This is a genomic window from Mesorhizobium sp. B264B1B (assembly GCF_020165765.1).
GTDB lineage: Bacteria > Pseudomonadota > Alphaproteobacteria > Rhizobiales > Rhizobiaceae > Mesorhizobium.
This window is the reverse complement of sequence record NZ_JAIUIS010000007.1, coordinates 93,267-110,089: the sequence shown is the minus strand read 5'-3', so window position 1 is coordinate 110,089 and position 16,823 is coordinate 93,267. Positions and strand designations below refer to the sequence as shown.

The following is a 16,823-nucleotide window of genomic DNA, read 5'->3' as shown; positions in this document are numbered from 1 at the left end:
GAAATTATGCCGAGCGCATTTCGTCGAGGATGGCTTCAGCCGCCGCGCGTCTGTCCGCCGCGGCGACGATCGGGCGCCCGACGACCAGATGGCTGGAGCCGCTGCGGATGGCATCCGCCGGCGTCATCACGCGCTTCTGGTCGCCATGGTCGCTGCCGGCGGGGCGTATGCCTGGCGTTACCACCGCCATGTCGGGCCCGACGATGCGGCGCACCGCCTCTGTTTCCGCGGCCGAGCAGACGATGCCGCCCATGCCGGCATGCAGCGCCTGTTCCGCGCGCCGCAGCACCAGCGTGTGCGGGTCGTATTCGTAGCCCGCGTCGATCACGTCCTGTTCGTCCATCGAGGTCAGCACGGTGACGGCAAGCAGGCAAAGCTCGCTGCCTCTCGCCGCCTCGACCGCCGCCCGCATGGTCTTCGGGTAGGCATGCAGCGTCAGCATGGTCATGCCCATCTTGACGATGTTCTCGACCCCCTTGGCCACAGTGTTGTCGATGTCGAGCAGCTTCATGTCGAGAAAGATCTTCTTGCCCGCGCTGGCGAGCTCCCTGGCGAAATCGAGCCCGCCGGCGAAGGCGAGCTGGTAGCCGATCTTGTAGAAGGAGACGACGCCATCGAGTTCGCGTACCGCCTTCTCGGCCTCTTTCAAGCTCGGCACGTCGAGGCCGACGATCAGCCTTTCGCGCATTGTGTCGGTCTGCATGGCGTTGGCGATCACGGCTCGACCCGGGTCGACAGCATGCGCGAGGTTTCGATCAGCGTGCGGCATAGGTGCTCCATGGTTCGGTGCAGTCGTTCGTCCTTGAAACGCCCGTCCTCGTCGAAGGCGTTGCCGCCTTCCGGCACCGAGCATTCCGGCGTCACCACCTCCATCTGGCAACGCACCAGCACGGCGCGCAGATGATTGATGCAGCGTATCCCGGCGAAGTGTCCGCTGGAAGACGAACTAAGGCCGGCGACCTTGCCGGCAAACGGCCTCACCGCACGGCCGCCATCCCTGCGCACCCGGCTCACCCAGTCGATCGTGTTCTTGAGCAGCGGCGGAATGGAGCCGTTATACTCGGGCGTGGCGATCAGCAGCCCGTCATGGGCAATGATCATCCGGGCAAGTTTCAGGGCGTTTTCGGGGACGCCTTTTTCCTTCTCCAGATCCTCATCCATGATCGGCAAGGGATAGTCGCCAAGCGAGATGCGAGTGACCTCGGCGCCTTGCACCGCAAGTTCCTTCTGCGCCACGTCGGCGGTCCTGCCACTGAAGGCCCCGGCCCGGACCGAGCCGGCAAAGACGAGGATTTTTGGGATCACTGCCATTGGCCAACCTTGTTCCCGGACAGGTACAGCCAGAGCCCGCTCAAATCAATGCAGATCAGACAAAGCGTCATCCTCGGGCTTGCCCCGAGGATCTGCCAACGCATCCAAGTCAGACATTTTCGTCCCAATGCCCACCGCATCTGATACCGCTATGCGGCAGATCCTCGGGACAAGCCGCAGGATGACGACTTTCGAAGACATTCGCGGTCGGCTTCGCAATCCCTAATGCGCCTCGCGCCGGTAGATCCACAGCTGCGTCGGCGGGATGTTGCGGATGATGAAGTCGAAATGCTTGACCGTGTAGTCGCCGCGGCCGGGCGGGATCGGCGACATCGGGCCGTAGGTCAGCTGCACGATCGGGCGGCCGGCCGGAATGCGGTCGAGCAGGCTTTCGATATAGGCGATGCGCTGGGCGACCGGGAAGTTGAGCAGCGGCACGCCCGAGACCACCGAATCGAACATCATCCCGCTCTTGTCGCCAAGCGTGGCGTTGAGATTGAAGGCGTCGCCCTCAATGACGTTGACGCCGGGGTAGAGCCGGCGCAGATGGCGCACGAAGTCGGTGGAATATTCGACCGCGTAAAGGTTTTCAGGCCTCACGCCCTGGGCCAGGATGGCGCGGGTGATGACGCCGGTGCCGGGCCCGACCTCGAGCACCGGCAGACCGGACTTCGGGTCGACGATCGAAGCCATCTTGCGGGCGGTGATGGAGCTGGTCGGCACGATCGAGCCGACCGTCTTCGGCTTGTCGATCCAGCCCTTGAAGAACTTCAGCTCGTCATCGAACTTTTCGGCAAGCGCCTTCCGCAGTCCCGGACCACGTGTCATGCAAGCTCTCCTCAGCGCTCCCCTGAGAGCTACTTAACACCTAAGCCGCCCAAGGCAAGGCAGGGTCATGCCTATGTCGTGGATAAGATAGTTTTCGTCGCGTCTAAAAATGCGCGCCTACTGCGGTTTTCACGGCGCGTGTTGGCCGCCCGGCAGGTGAGGCGCAGCGCCGACACCGGCAAGGCAAGCCACACGCGCACAGGCCGTCGATCAACGCTCGCCGAACGACTCGAAAAAGTCCTTCATGCGGGCGAAAAAGCCGCTCGATTGGGGGGAATTGTCCTGTGAGGAGAGCTGTTCGAATTCCTCCAGCAGCTCGCGTTGGCGGCGCGACAGGTTCTGCGGCGTCTCGACCGCCGTCTGGATGTAGAGGTCGCCGACATTGGGCTGGCGCAGCACCGGCATGCCCTTGCCCTTGAGGCGGAACTGGCGTCCGTTCTGGGTGCCTTCCGGCACCTTCACCTTGGTCTGCGTTCCGTCCAGCGTCGTCACCTCGAACGAGCCGCCAAGGGCGGCAGTCGTCATCGAGATCGGCACCTTGCAGTAGAGGTCGGCGCCGTCGCGCTGGAAGAATTCGTGCGGCTTGACCGCGAGGAAGATGTAGAGGTCGCCCGACGGCCCGCCGCGCAAGCCGGCTTCGCCCTCATTGGCAAGCCGGATGCGGGTGCCGTCCTCGATGCCGGCTGGGATGTTGACCGACAGCGACCGCTCCTCGGTGACGCGGCCCTGGCCGGCGCATTTCGGGCACGGATCCTTGATCGTCTGGCCGCGGCCCTGGCATTGCGGGCAGGTGCGCTCGATGGAGAAGAAGCCTTGCGTGGCGCGCACCTTGCCGTGGCCGTTGCACATCGAGCACGTGACCGGCTGGGTTCCGGGCTTGGCGCCGGTTCCCGAGCATTCCGAACAGGAGATCGAGGCCGGCACGCGGATCTGCGCGGTCTTGCCGGCAAAGGCCTCTTCCAGTGAGATTTCCATGTTGTAGCGCAGGTCGGCGCCGCGCTCGCGGCCGCCGGAAGAGCGGCGCTGGCGGCCACCCATCATGTCGCCGAAAATGTCCTCGAAAATGTCGGCGAAGCCGCCGGCGCCGAAGCCGTGTGCGCCGCCGTTCATGCCGCCCTGCTCGAAGGCCGCGTGACCGAAACGGTCATAGGCCGCGCGCTTCTGCGGATCCTTCAGCGTCTCGTAGGCTTCGTTGATTTCCTTGAACTTGTGCTCGCAGGCATGGTCGCCCGGATTGCGGTCGGGGTGGAACTGCATGGCGAGCTTGCGGAAAGCGCTCTTCAGTTCCTTGTCGTCGGCACCCTTGTGCACGCCCAGCGTTTCGTAGAAATCAGCTTTCATTTTTTCCCGCTGTCCGGATGCTCAACGTCTTCATGCAGTGTTGCGTCGTTTGCCGGCACGTTGCCACGATTTAGGATCGGCGCAGCCCGGATGCTAGGGCCGGTGCGGAGCTGTTCGTGTTTTTCGACGATTTTTTCCGCACTTTTTCTGCCAGGGTTGCAAAAAAGCCCGGCTTTGCGCCGGGCTTTCCGCTTTATCTTGCCGTCAGCCGGTTCAGGCCGACTTCTTCTTGTCGTCGTCCTCGTCGATTTCCTCGAAATCGGCATCGACCACATCCGAGTCCTTGGCGGCGTCCGCCTTGGCATCGGCTTCCGCCGCTTCCTTCTGCGAGGCCTCGTACATGGCCTGGCCGAGCTTCATCGAAGCCTCCGCGAGCGCTTGGCTCTTGGCTTCGATTTCCGCTGCGTCGTCACCCTCGGTAGCGGTCTTCAGCGCCGCGATCGCGTCCGATATCGCCGTGCGGTCGGCTTCCGAGACCTTGTCGCCATATTCCTTCAGCGACTTCTCCGAGGAATGCACCAGCGCCTCGGCCTGGTTGCGGGCCTCGACCAGCGCGCGCCGCTTCTTGTCGGCGTCGGCATTGGCTTCGGCATCCTTCACCATCTTCTCGATGTCGGCGTCCGAAAGGCCACCCGAGGCCTGGATGCGGATTTGGTGCTCCTTGCCGGTGCCCTTGTCCTTGGCCGAAACGTTGACGATGCCGTTGGCGTCGATGTCGAAGGTGACCTCGATCTGCGGCACGCCGCGCGGGGCCGGCGGAATGCCGACCAGGTCGAACTGGCCGAGCGCCTTGTTGTCGGCGGCCATTTCGCGCTCGCCCTGGAAGACCCGGATGGTCACGGCCGACTGCGAATCCTCAGCCGTCGAGAACACCTGGCTCTTCTTCGTCGGGATCGTCGTGTTGCGCTCGATAAGCCGGGTGAACACGCCGCCCAGGGTCTCGATGCCGAGCGACAGCGGGGTCACGTCGAGCAGCAGCACGTCCTTGACATCGCCCTGCAGCACGCCGGCCTGAATGGCGGCGCCGAGTGCGACGACCTCATCGGGGTTGACGCCCTTGTGCGGCTCCTTGCCGAAGAACTGCTTCACGATTTCCTGGATCTTGGGCATGCGGGTCATGCCGCCGACCAGCACCACTTCGTCGATCTCGCCCGCCTTCAGGCCGGCATCCTTGAGCGCCGCCTTGCACGGATCGATGGTGCGCTGGACGAGGTCTTCGACCAGGCTTTCGAACTTGGCGCGCGTCAGCTTCAGCGTCAGGTGCTTGGGCCCGGTGGCGTCGGCGGTGATGAACGGCAGGTTGATCTCGGTCTGCGTCGTCGACGACAGCTCGATCTTGGCCTTCTCGGCAGCCTCCTTGAGGCGCTGCAAGGCAAGCTTGTCGTTCTTCAGGTCGATGCCCTGTTCCTTCTTGAACTCGGCCGCCAGATACTCGACGAGGCGCATGTCGAAATCCTCGCCGCCGAGGAAGGTGTCGCCATTGGTCGACTTCACCTCGAACACGCCGTCACCGATCTCGAGCACCGAAATGTCGAACGTGCCGCCGCCAAGGTCATAGACGGCGATGGTCTTGCCGTCCTTCTTGTCGAGGCCGTAGGCGAGGGCAGCCGCGGTCGGCTCGTTGATGATGCGCAGCACTTCGAGGCCGGCGATCTTGCCGGCGTCCTTGGTCGCCTGGCGCTGGGCGTCATTGAAATAGGCGGGAACGGTGATGACCGCCTTCTCGACCTTCTCGCCGAGATAGGCTTCCGCCGTTTCCTTCATCTTCTGCAGGATCATGGCCGAGATCTGGCTGGGCGACTGCTTCTTGCCGCCGGCCTCGACCCAGGCATCGCCATTGTCGCCCTTGACGATCTTGTAGGGGACAAGCTTCTTGTCCTTTTCCGTCACCGGATCGTCATAGCGGCGGCCGATCAGGCGCTTGACCGCGAAGATGGTGTTTTCAGGATTGGTGACCGCCTGGCGCTTGGCCGGCTGGCCGACGAGACGTTCGCCGTCGCCCGAGATGGCGACGATGGAAGGCGTCGTGCGCGCGCCTTCCGCATTCTCGATCACCTTCGGCTCCTTGCCGTCCATGATGGCGATGCAGGAGTTGGTGGTGCCGAGATCGATACCGATTACTTTTGCCATTTTTCTAGTCTCTCCGCTAAGCAGGCTCTCAGGACCCGTAAGGCGTTCCGACGAAAGCCCCTGTTCACAAGAAATCCCGTTCGGCAACCGCTGTTGCGGCGCTGGACGGCTTGGCGCGTATATAAGAACAGGCGGCATCGGGCGCAAGCATTCTGCGCAAGGCTTCCACCATCCTCGACAGCGGATGGCGAAACGGCCCGATTACGCCTGCGCCCGAGGCATCGCGTCCGCCCGCTTCGCGGCGTCTGAAAGAATAGCCGGGCCCCACAGTGAACCTTTCCGCCTCCGCGTGCGACTGACGCTCAGGCGCCGCATGATGCGGCCACGGGAAAGGGAGCCACCATGACCAGCACCCCAGGGACGCCATGGCCTCCCCGACCAACAGGAGCTCGGCGCGACCATCGTCTTCGCGACAGGGTCGATGCGCTTGGCTTTCCGCTGGTTCCGTTGACCCTGCACAGGAGCAGGCGTATCGTAATTATGAGGAAAGCAGACAATTCGATCGGGGACGAACGTGCTGGAACGCCGCGCCTTGCGCTGGTTTGCGCGGCAGGATCGGTTGGTTCTCCGTTAGACTTCGGGGGGAGTTCCATGTCTCGCGATCACCGCCGGTTCGCGCCCTCTCGTGCCGGCCGTTTGGGCGGCGTGGCGAAGGCCGCCAGCGCCTTTCTTGTCCTGGCGCTGACCGCCGGCCTATGGCTTGGCGGCCCCGCGCGGGCGCAGGAAACCCGGATCATCTATCCCGGCTCGATGGCGGTCACCGGATTTTCCGGCACCGTCATTCCCGATTTCGACTCTTCAGATTCCGAAAAGGGGGGCCTGCCGCCCGGCGTCGATCCGATTGACGAGACCTTCATCGACACGGCGCGCGCCACCTTGCGCGTTTTCGACGTTTCAAGCCTGGGCGGGCCGGCCTCCGGCCAGCTCGTCTACACGCCGCCGCCTTTCGAGGTGACATCAGGCCAGATCGGCCAGGTGTTCGGCCTCACTTATGATGACGGCATGCGCGATGGCGCCCCGTCAGGCGTTCCCAATCTCTATGCCGGCGCCACCTCGCTGCACGGCATCCGCATCGTCACGCCTGACGCCGACGATGACGGCCGTCCGGAGCGGCAGCACCGCGGCATGGCAGGCGCTGCCTTCATGGAGGGCCAGTTCGGCACCGAGAACGGCGGCCGGCCGGGCACCATCTGGAAGGTCGACGGCATCACCGGCCAGGTCGCCAAATTCGCCGACATCGACACCAACAGCGGGCCCGGCATCGGCAATCTCACCTTCGACCCCATCCACCGCCAAGTCTTCGCCTCCGACCTCGATACCGGTCTGATCCATCGCATCGACGCCAATGGCGCGCTGGTCGACACGTTCGACCATGGCGTCGCCGGGCGCCCGGCGCATGGCCTGGCTCCGGTCACCGACGATGGCGCCGTCATGGACATACAGGGCGCGGCCTTCGACACGGAAGACCCCGAGACCTGGGGCTACACCCAGGACGAGCGCCGTGTCTGGGCCGTCGCCTATCATGGCGGCCGGCTCTATTATTCCGTCGGCGAGAAGGCCGAGATCTGGTCGGTGGGCATTGCCCGCGACGGCCGCTTCGCCGGCGATCCCCGTTGGGAGCTGACGGTCAAGGCCGACAAGGACTACGCCGTCACCGACATCGCCTTCGACGATAGCGGCTTCATGTACCTGGCCCAGCGCGGCCCGGTCGAGAACCGCTACGACTACAGCCAGCTCGCCGATTCCGGCAAGGGCGAGGTCATCCGCTACTTCAGCGAAAACCCGGACGATCCGGCAACGGAATCGGTCTGGGTGGAAGCGCCGCAGGAATATGCCGTCGGCTTCCCGCAAGGTTTCAGGCAGTCGGCCGGCGGGCTGGACCTGCAATATGGCTACGACGCCGAGGGCGATCTCGACACGTCGGCCTGCACCCGGACGCTGGTCAACACCGGCGATAAATTGCGCGACAATCCGGCTCTTGCCGAGCGGCTCGCCGCTGGCGGGCCGCTCGCCGTGCATGGCGTGCAGATCACGCCCAGGGAGCTGGTCAAGCCGGCCAATGTGCCGCCTTTCGGCTCCCGGTTCGTCGACTTCGACGGCTATTTCGAGGACCCGGAAGTGGAAGGCCATGTCGGCGACGTCGCCGTCTGGCATCCCTGCGAGGGCCGCGCCGGCTATTATGAGGAAATCCCGGGCGGCTATCTGCCACCGTTCTATCCGCCGGACTTCCAACCGCCCGGCAACCTGCCCCCTTGTCTCGATGTCGACGATGTCAGGTATTTCTGCACACCGCGCGGGCTCGAGGCGGACCTTTATCTCCATGACCATGCCGGCCTCGGGGGCGATTCGATCAAAGCCCAATCCAGGACGCCAGGCGTCGGGGTGACCTCGCCCATGTCGCATGTGCCTGGCAAGCCATACACGATCGGCATCACCGGCCACGATCCGGGCGACACGGTCGATGTCGGACTCTGCTTCTACAGGAAGTCCGACAAGGACAAGGGCGGCTACTACCCTTGCTGCAAGATGACCTTGCCGCTCAGAACGCCAGCCGTCAGCTGCGACCGTTGAGGAGGGGACGATGAACAATCTCGCACTCTCCCCGCTGGGCGTCGCCGACAAATCAACCGTCATGAACACGAGGCGCCTGTCTTTTGCCAGGCGCGCTGCGCGCTGGCTGGTGGCGGCCGGTATCGCGGTCGCCATGCTGCCGGCGCTGCCGGCACTTGCCGAAGGCACGGCTCCGGCCAAGACTGTCCAGGCCGCCAGCCCGGATAAGGAATTCAAGCTCGACAATCCGCGCATCATCAATCCGGAGCCCGGACGAGCCGTGCCGTTCTTCACCAAGACCGGCGGCCAGCGAAGCTGCGACTATGTCTTCTACACTTTGAGCTTCGGCCTGCGCGGCGCACCGCAAGGCTTCGCCAGCCCGGGGTTTGCGGCTTCGCTGCAGACGGTCCGGCTCGACTTCAAGGACCAGCTCCCGCATGGCTTGCAGATCGTCAACATGCAGGTCTCCGGTGACGGCACCGATGCGTCCGGCGGACCTCTGCCTGGCGCCGTCATCAGCAATTCGGCCGGCCCCAACGACACGGCAACGGTTTCGGATTTCCGGATTTCCGCTTCCGACCTCGACGGCTCGGGCGCACCGGACGAACGCGTCATCACTTTCCGTATCACCGCCAGGATCGACCACGCGGCGTTCCCCGCGCCGGCGACGGTCGACAATCAGGGCCTGGTCAAAGTCACCGTCGGCACCGGCACGGGAACCATCATCCCGTCGCAGGATCCGGGCAAGCCGGACGACGGCAATTTTCTCACCGGCGAAAAAACCTCGATCCGGATCGACCTGACCAAGTGCAATCCGCCACCACCGCCGCCTCCGGGCAAGGAATGCTTCAAGGTGGAGCGCGGCACGGTCGACTGCGTGCCCGGCGGCGGCGCGTTCATCTACCATATGCCTGTCGGCCCCGAGATGGGCGGCAGGTGGGTGCAGCTTTCGACCGCCACGCCAGGCATCACCATCGTCCCCGACACACAGAAGGTGCCGGCCGGCGGCGGTGTGCTGAACTGGAAGATCGTCGGCGCCTCGCCCGGCGACGTCATCCACCTCGTCGTCACCGGCATCGAGACCTATGCCGGGCCGAAAGAGGGTTGGGGGCTCTGCTGCACGCAGACCAACGACATCGTCATCCCGCGCGACCAGAGATGTCCGCCCAAGGACAGGGAACCGGACCTGAAGGTCGAGAAACGCGCCGATGTCACGCGCTGCACGATGGGCGGCGGCTGCGACTTCAGCATCCGGGTCACCAATGTCGGCGACGCGCCCTACAACGGCAAGATCGTGCTCGACGAGGTGACGCTGCCGGCGGGCTCGACGCTCGATTCGGGACCCAATCCGCCCTGGACCTGTGTGCCCCGCGCCACCCCGATGATGTGCACCCATCCGGTGACCACGCTCAATCCGGGGGCTTTCATCGACCTGGAGTTCGGCTTCAAGCCGGCTGGCGGCTGGCAAGGCAGCAGCTTGCGCAACTGTGCCACCTATAACTATGCCGCCAGCGGCAAGCCGCTGTTCGGCAGCCAGGCCAACGCCCGTGGCTGCGCCTCGATCCCGATCTGCCGGCGTGGCGATCGCGATCGCGACTGCCGGCCGCCGGTCGAGAAGAAGGCCGACCTGATCCTGAAAAAGCGTGCCCGCGCGGAAGCCTGCACCGCCGATGGCGTGTGCAGCTTCGTCATCGACATCATCAACAACGGCACCTCGACCTATAACGGGCCGCTGACCGTGGTCGACACCTATCCCGGGGGCGCGCCGGCCTCCTCGACCTTTGGCCCGAGCCCACCCTGGACATGCGGTCCGAACGGCCCCGGCCAGTTCCGTTGCGACAATGCCGGCATCTCGCTGCCGCCGGGCGCTTTGACGGCGATCGTCGTCAAGGCGGTGGTGCCGGCCGGCTACCGGTCGGACACGGTCGAGAATTGCGCCGAGGTGAAACCGATCCCCGGCGAAACCGACCTCACCAACAACCGGGCCTGCGCCAAGCAACGCATCCCTCGTCCCAATGGCGGCCAGCCTGTCCTGCGTATCACCAAGACATGCGGCGGTTCGCTGGCGGGTGCCGCTTTCGTCTCCTGCCGCATCACCGTCAGCAATGCCGGCACGGCTGCCCCCACCGGTCCGGTGCGGGTCAACGATGCCGCCACTTTGGTGGCGGGCGGCGCGCCCGTCCAGATCCAGACCGTCACATCAGACGGCGCGGAATGGGCATGCGGGCCGGTTCCGGCCGACACGCTGGCGTGCCAGATTCCAGGCGCCGTCATGACACCCGGAACCAGCAGGCACTTCGACGTGACGGTTTCGGCCAACGGCGAGTTCGAGAATTGCGCGCGGGGCTCCTACGGCCCGGCGCAGGGCGAGGACGTCGTCCATCCGGTCGGCCGGGCCTGCGCCAAGGGCGGCGGGGTCTCGTCCATCCGCGTCGAGAAGACCGGCGACCGCGAGTGCCGGCCCGGAGAACCCTGCTCGTTCGAGATCACCATCACCAACGACGGCTCGGCGGAATTTTCCGGCCCTGTCCGCATCGGCGATGCGATCGGCGTCGAAGGCCTCGGCCGGCTGGAAGGCGTCGCGATCACCTCGATCGAGCCGGCCTTCGGCTGCTCGCCGGAACCGGCGGCCTTGCCTGCGTCCTGCATCGCAGACCTGACGCTTGGCGCTGGCGAAAGCCGCGTCCACCACGTCACCGTGGTCATCCCCGACGACGGCCGCCTGGCCAATCTGCAAGGCAGCGTCAACGGCCAGAACTGCGTCGGCGTGCTTTCTCCCCATACGCGGGTGCAGGGCGGGGGCGATGTGCTTTCCCGCGACCAGGCCAACACCCAAGCCGATCGCGGCAAGGCCTATGCCTGCCATCCCTTCGCCATCAGCCATGAGACGAAGAAGGAATGCTCGGCAGGCTTCGTCATGAACGACGCCGGCCGGTGCGTCTGCCCGCAAGGCACCACCTATCGCAACGGCCAGTGCTCGTCCGGCGGCGTCATCATCCCGCCGAAGGAGCCAAAGCGTTGCGTGCTGCTCGAGGGCCAGGTCCGCACAGAGGATGGACGCTGCGTCTGTCCGCGCGGGACCGAGCTGGAGAATGGCGCCTGCGTCAAGACATCCAGGCCGGGCTGCGCGATACCGGGATCGGTGCCGACATCGAACGGCCATGGCTGCACCTGCCCCAAGGGCACGCATCTCGATCGGGATGCCAACGCCTGCGTACGCGACAGGCCGAAGCCCGAGCAGTGCACCATCCGTGGCCAGGTCCACGGCGCGGACGGCGACTGCGTCTGCCCGAGGGGGACCGAGCTGCGCAATGGAGTGTGCCGGCGCAAGCAGCCCGATGTGGAGCAGTGCGACATTCGCGGCCAGATCCACAACAAGCGCGGCGAGTGTGTCTGTCCGCGTGGAACCCGGGTGATCGACGGCGCATGCCGCCGGTCCAGGCAAGAGAGCGAATGCGCGCCGGGCTCGCAAATGGTCAACGGCCAGTGCCAGCCGATCTTCAGGCGGCGTTGCCCGGAAGGCATGATCGGCCGTTATCCAAACTGCAGGCCGGTGCGCGGGCAGCCCTCGCTGGAACTCAACCCGGGCATGCTGCTGCAGCAGGTTCTGCCACGGCGCAGGCCGCAGTCCGAACAGCAGCAGGATACGGCTCCAAACAGAATCCTGAATCTCCAGCAGCAGTAACCATCGCCTGAAGGCACATCGGAAACCCCGCCGGAGGAATCCCGGCGGGGTTCTTCGTGGCCGGGCAGGCTGAAGCTGCAACACGAAGAGGACGCCGCACTACCCCAGCTGTGGAACCGCCAAGCTCGCACCCTCGACAAGTCAGCGGCTGCGCTTTAGGCAGTGATCAGATGAAAAAGGCGCTCGGAAAGGCCCCGTCATCATGACGAAAAAAACCTTGATCGCACCTTCGGTGCTGGCTTCGGACTTTTCGAAGCTGGGCGACGAGGTCGAGGCCGTCGCGGCAGCCGGCGCCGACTGGATCCATCTCGATGTGATGGACGGCCATTTCGTCCCCAACATCACCTTCGGTCCGCCGGTGATCAAGGCGATCCGCAATCGCACCAAGGCTTTCTTCGACTGCCATTTGATGATTGCGCCGGCCGATCCCTATCTGGCAGCCTTCGCCGAGGCCGGGTGCGACGGCATGACCGTGCATGCCGAGGCCGGGCCGCATCTCGACCGCTCGCTGCAGACGATCAGGAATCTCGGCAAGAAGGCCGGCGTTTCGCTCAATCCGGCAACGCCGGAAAGTGCGATCGAATACGTGCTCGACAGGCTCGACCTGATCCTGATCATGACCGTCAACCCGGGTTTCGGGGGCCAGGCCTTCATTCCGGCAATCGTCGACAAGGTGAGGCGGGTCAAGGCGCTGATCGGCGGCCGGCCGATCCGCATCGAGATCGACGGCGGCGTGTCGCCCGAAACCGCGCCGCTGGTGACCGCCGCCGGCGCCGATGTGCTGGTGGCCGGCGCCGCCATCTTCAAGGGCGGCAGCGTGGAAGCGTACCGGGCAAATATAGAGGCGATCAGGACGGCGGCCGACAAGGCAGCCGGCTAAAAGCACCGCACAAGAACCGATGGAGGCCAGGATCTCCCCACGTGGTCAACCCCGGGGGCCTGCACTGCGCGCTTCGCTGCGGCTGGCCCCGCGACAAAAGCCATGGGCAGGATAAAAGGCCTGATTCGGTCCCACTGTTCGGTGTCTTTTGCGCGCGACGGAAAAGAGGTTCGCGCGGAGGCACGGAAGAACAGTGATCCTGCATATAAACACGTTAAATTTCCGCCGGTTGTAGCCGAACACGATTTCGTTCGACCAGATATAGGATCGTGCATATTTCTTTGTTCTAAAGTACAATGACGCGATCTCCCGCTTGAGCGCGTCGAGGCGCGCGCGGTAGGGTACGTGTACGGAAAGGGAACTGTTTCTCGGACTCGAATTGCCCAGGACCAGATTTGGGGACAAGGAGCCGATTTTGACATACGCAGCTGCCAATCTGAATGACGACGGCACAGGCTCGAAGAGTACGCTCGCCAGCACTGTCTATCATCAACTCCGTGCCGATCTTCTGCGGGGCGCCTTTGAAACCGAGAGCAAGCTGCGGGTTGAGTGGGTTGTTTCCAAATATGGCGCCGGCGCTTCCCCGGTTCGTGAGGCTCTCAATCGCCTGGCTTCGGAAGGGCTTCTCGGTCGGCATGACCAGCGAGGCTTCTTCATCATGCCGGTCAGCGCGGCAGAGCTCGAGGAATTGACACGTACCCGTTGCTGGCTCGAGGAACGGGCGCTTCGCGAATCCATCGCCCACCGCACCGCCGAATGGGAAGAACAGCTGGTTCTGGCGTTGCATCGGTTGGGGCGCACCTCACGTCTCATGCCAACGGATCTGTCGTCGCTCAATCCGGACTGGGAGAGACTGCACCGCACTTTCCACCGTGCGCTGATCTCGGCCTGCCGGTCGCGATGGCTGGTGGGGTTTTGCGACCAGCTTTCCGATCACGCCTACCGCTACCGGCGAATGGCCAGTAACGGCGAAGGCGTCCAGCGCGACGATTTTGCGGAGCACCGCCTGATCGCGGAAAATGCGCTGGACGGTAATGCCGACGCCGCGGTCGAAGCCCTGCTCAATCACTATCGCCTGACGGCAGCGATGTGCATGGAGCGCTTCAAGCAGGTCGAAGCATCAGAGCCGGCCAGCGCCAGGGCCGAGCGCACGCCACGGTAGCGCCGCATCGCGCCCCAGCCTTTGCCGCCAAAGCCTTCCGCTTTCGCCCGGCGGCATGGTCATGGCGGCCGCGTGGAGCCGCCCTTGCGGGCTTGACGGGTCGGCAAGAACCGCCAACAGTCTGGCGCCGCGCAAAGCGGCCGACCCGGAAGACAGGCCCGGCTCCGTCCGATGCATGCCTTTCTCCGCCAGACGCAGGAAGACCTCATGAGCAATCATCTGTTCGACATTTTCCGGTCCCGGATGCCGAAGCCCGGACGCCTGTTGATGCGGACGGATGACGGCCGCGTGCTGACCTATGGCGACATGCTGGCGCGCTCGGCGCAACTGGCGCACGCGCTTTTGCAACTCGGCGTAGAGCCCGGCGACCGGGTCGCGGTGCAGGTCGAGAAGAGCCCGGAAGCCATGCTGTTGTACCTCGCCTGCCTGCGCGCCGGCGCCGTCTTCCTGCCGCTCAACACCGCCTATACGCTGGCCGAACTCGCCTATTTCTTCGGCGACGCCGAGCCCCGGCTGGTCGTCTGCGATCCGGCACGGGTAGCCGACATCGACGCCCTGGCGCAAAAATGCGGAGCTCTTGCCGTCACCCTCGACGGCAAGGGCGAAGGATCGCTGGCGGACCAGGCGTCGCGGCAATCGCCCGACTTCCACGACGTCGCGCGCGGTCCCGACGATCTTGCGGCGATCCTCTACACGTCGGGAACGACCGGCCGCTCGAAAGGGGCCATGCTCAGCCACGAGAACCTCGCCTCGAATGCGCGCGTGCTGGTCGACTATTGGCGCTTCACATCGGACGATGTGCTGATCCACGCACTGCCCATCTTCCACACCCATGGGCTGTTCGTCGCCACCAACGTCATCCTGATGGCCGGCGCCTCGATGCTGTTCGAGCAGAAATTCGACGCAGGGCGCGTCGTCGCGCTCTTGCCGGACGCCACGGCGCTGATGGGCGTGCCGACCTTCTATGTCCGGCTCTTGCAGCAGGACGGGCTGACCCGCGAGGCGGCAAGAAACATCCGCCTGTTCGTTTCCGGCTCGGCGCCGCTGCTGGCCGAGACGCACAGGGCCTGGCGCGAGCGCACAGGCCACGCCATTCTCGAGCGCTACGGCATGACCGAGACCAACATGAACACCTCGAACCCCTATGATGGCGAGCGCCGCGCCGGCACCGTCGGCTTTCCCTTGCCCGGCGTGTCGTTGCGCATCGCCGACCCCGACACTGGCAGGCCGCTTGCCCAAAGCGAGGTCGGCATGATCGAGGTCAAGGGGCCGAATGTCTTCTCCGGCTACTGGCGCATGCCGGAAAAGACCAAAGCGGAATTCCGCGACGACGGCTTCTTCATCACAGGCGATCTCGGCATGATCGACCCCGACGGTTATGTCCACATCGTCGGCCGCGGCAAGGACCTGATCATCTCGGGCGGCTACAACATCTATCCCAAGGAGCTCGAGAGCGAGATCGACGCGCTTGACGGCGTCCTGGAAAGTGCCGTCATCGGCGTTGCCCATCCCGATTTCGGCGAAGGCGTAACGGCCGTCGTGGTTCGCTTGCCGGCTTCGACCGTCACCGCTGCCGAGATACTCAATGCCATTGCCGCGCGCGTGGCGAAATACAAGCATCCCAAGCGCGTGGTCTTCGTCGACGAATTGCCGCGCAACACCATGGGCAAGGTGCAGAAGAATCTGCTGCGCGATACCTACAAGGACCTTTTTTCCATAAGCAGTCCCGCCAGCTAAGTCGATCCAGGCAAGGATACCTCATCCCGCTTGTTTGGACGGGAGGCATCGCGACAGTTTCGTGCGGTCGCCTGGGCACTATCGGGGGAACAAGAGACCGACGACATGCTCGGCCAGCGCCAGGCTTGCCGTCAGGCCCGGGCTCTCTATGCCGAACAGGTTGACGATCCGGCCCGCGCGGTGGTCGGCCGGCCCCTGCACCATGAAGTCGGCCGCCGGCTGGTTCGGGCCCGACAGTTTCGGCCTGATCCCGGCATAGGCCGGCAGCAGGGCGCCGTCCCTCAGATCCGGCCAATAGCGCCGGATCTCGTCATAGAAGACCGTGCTGCGGCCGGGATCCACCGTATAGTCCGCCTGGCCGATCCATTCGACGTCGGGGCCGAAGCGCGCGCTGCCGCCGAGGTCGAGGGTCAGGTGCACGCCCAGGCCGCCATTGACCGGCACTGGATAGATCAGCCGCGAGAATGGCGAGCGGTCCGAAAGCGAAAAGTAGTTGCCGCGCGCCAGCCAGAGCGGCGGCACGAGCTCTTGCGGGAACCCTTCGATGCGGCCGGCCAGCGCCTGCGCGTCGAGCCCTGCGGCGTTGACGAAAGCGCCGGCTTTCAACGCGAACGTCTCGCCGTCGCCATCGCGCGTGGTGACACGAATCCCGTCGGCCTCGACCGTCGCCGCTGCGACGGCGGTCAGGAAGGCGAACGACGCACCGGCCGCCTCCGCGTCGCCGCGCAGCGACAGCATCAGCCCCCGGCTGTCGACGATGCCCGTCGACGGCGACAGCAGCGCCCCGGCGCAGCTCAGCGCCGGTTCGAGGCTTTCTGCTTGCGCGGCGGTCAGCAAATCGAGGTCGTCGACGCCGCATTGTTCCGCATTGGCCCGGATTGCATTGAGCCGAGGCAGTTGGCCTGGTCCGAGGGCGACGATCAGCTTGCCGGTGCGTCGATGGCCGATGCCGCGCTCGCGGCAATAGGCATAGAGCCGTTCGCGTCCTTCGACGCAGAAACGCGCCTTCAGGCTTCCGGGCGCGTAATAGAGCCCGGCATGAACGACTTCCGAATTGCGCGAACTGGTGACGGTGCCGATCGAAGCGGCCTTTTCGACCACCAGCACTTCGCGGCCCGACAGGGCGAGCGCCCTGGCGATGGCGAGCCCGACGACGCCGGCTCCGGCGACGACGCAATCGACGTCAGGCATTGCCGGCT

General features: G+C 64.9%; 11 protein-coding genes. 5 read left to right on the top strand and 6 right to left on the bottom strand.

All coding sequences use genetic code 11. The annotated features are described in order from the left end of the window. Window positions 1–4 precede the first annotated feature (4 nt). The 5 genes from pyrF to dnaK all read right to left on the bottom strand — a co-directional run bounded on the left by pyrF (window position 5) and on the right by dnaK (window position 5,610). Window positions 5–703 (bottom strand): orotidine-5'-phosphate decarboxylase, encoded by a 699-nt coding sequence (pyrF, locus tag LB547_RS16145; RefSeq protein WP_140491636.1) that lies wholly within the window; start codon window positions 701–703, stop codon window positions 5–7. Window positions 704–714: 11 nt separating this feature from the next. After that, window positions 715–1,311: an NADPH-dependent FMN reductase gene (locus LB547_RS16140; protein ID WP_140582725.1), complete on the bottom strand. Its 597-nt coding sequence runs from the start codon at window positions 1,309–1,311 to the stop codon at window positions 715–717. A 222-nt stretch (window positions 1,312–1,533) separates the two neighbouring features. Beyond that, window positions 1,534–2,139 carry a phospholipid N-methyltransferase PmtA gene (pmtA, locus tag LB547_RS16135; protein WP_140625262.1) on the bottom strand — a complete coding sequence of 202 codons (606 nt, stop codon included), beginning with the start codon at window positions 2,137–2,139 and terminating at the stop codon, window positions 1,534–1,536. Between the two features lie 210 nt (window positions 2,140–2,349). After that, window positions 2,350–3,480, bottom strand: a complete 1,131-nt coding sequence (gene dnaJ / locus LB547_RS16130) for a molecular chaperone DnaJ (protein ID WP_140491627.1) — start codon at window positions 3,478–3,480, stop codon at window positions 2,350–2,352. A 213-nt stretch (window positions 3,481–3,693) separates the two neighbouring features. Next, on the bottom strand, window positions 3,694–5,610 hold the full coding sequence (dnaK, locus tag LB547_RS16125) for a molecular chaperone DnaK (RefSeq protein WP_140514198.1): 1,917 nt from the start codon (window positions 5,608–5,610) through the stop codon (window positions 3,694–3,696). Between the two features lie 591 nt (window positions 5,611–6,201). On the opposite strand from dnaK, the gene LB547_RS16120 reads away from it, so the two are divergent. The 5 genes from LB547_RS16120 (at window position 6,202) to LB547_RS16100 (ending at window position 15,624) form a co-directional block, all read left to right on the top strand. Then, window positions 6,202–8,181 (top strand): hypothetical protein, encoded by a 1,980-nt coding sequence (locus LB547_RS16120; RefSeq protein ID WP_411909470.1) that lies wholly within the window; start codon window positions 6,202–6,204, stop codon window positions 8,179–8,181. 10 nt (window positions 8,182–8,191) lie between these two features. Then, window positions 8,192–11,845: a hypothetical protein gene (locus LB547_RS16115; RefSeq protein WP_140763042.1), complete on the top strand. Its 3,654-nt coding sequence runs from the start codon at window positions 8,192–8,194 to the stop codon at window positions 11,843–11,845. A 202-nt stretch (window positions 11,846–12,047) separates the two neighbouring features. After that, entirely contained in the window at window positions 12,048–12,725 is a 678-nt protein-coding gene (rpe, locus tag LB547_RS16110; protein ID WP_140524315.1) for a ribulose-phosphate 3-epimerase, read from the top strand. A gap of 415 nt (window positions 12,726–13,140) precedes the next feature. After that, window positions 13,141–13,887: a GntR family transcriptional regulator gene (locus LB547_RS16105; protein ID WP_140493447.1), complete on the top strand. Its 747-nt coding sequence runs from the start codon at window positions 13,141–13,143 to the stop codon at window positions 13,885–13,887. A gap of 207 nt (window positions 13,888–14,094) precedes the next feature. Beyond that, window positions 14,095–15,624: a malonate--CoA ligase gene (locus LB547_RS16100; RefSeq protein ID WP_140763039.1), complete on the top strand. Its 1,530-nt coding sequence runs from the start codon at window positions 14,095–14,097 to the stop codon at window positions 15,622–15,624. A 78-nt stretch (window positions 15,625–15,702) separates the two neighbouring features. Here LB547_RS16100 and LB547_RS16095 read toward each other — a convergent pair whose 3' ends face one another. Then, window positions 15,703–16,815, bottom strand: coding sequence for an NAD(P)/FAD-dependent oxidoreductase (locus LB547_RS16095; protein ID WP_140763036.1), 1,113 nt, complete (start codon window positions 16,813–16,815; stop codon window positions 15,703–15,705). Between the last annotated feature and the right edge of the window lie 8 nt (window positions 16,816–16,823).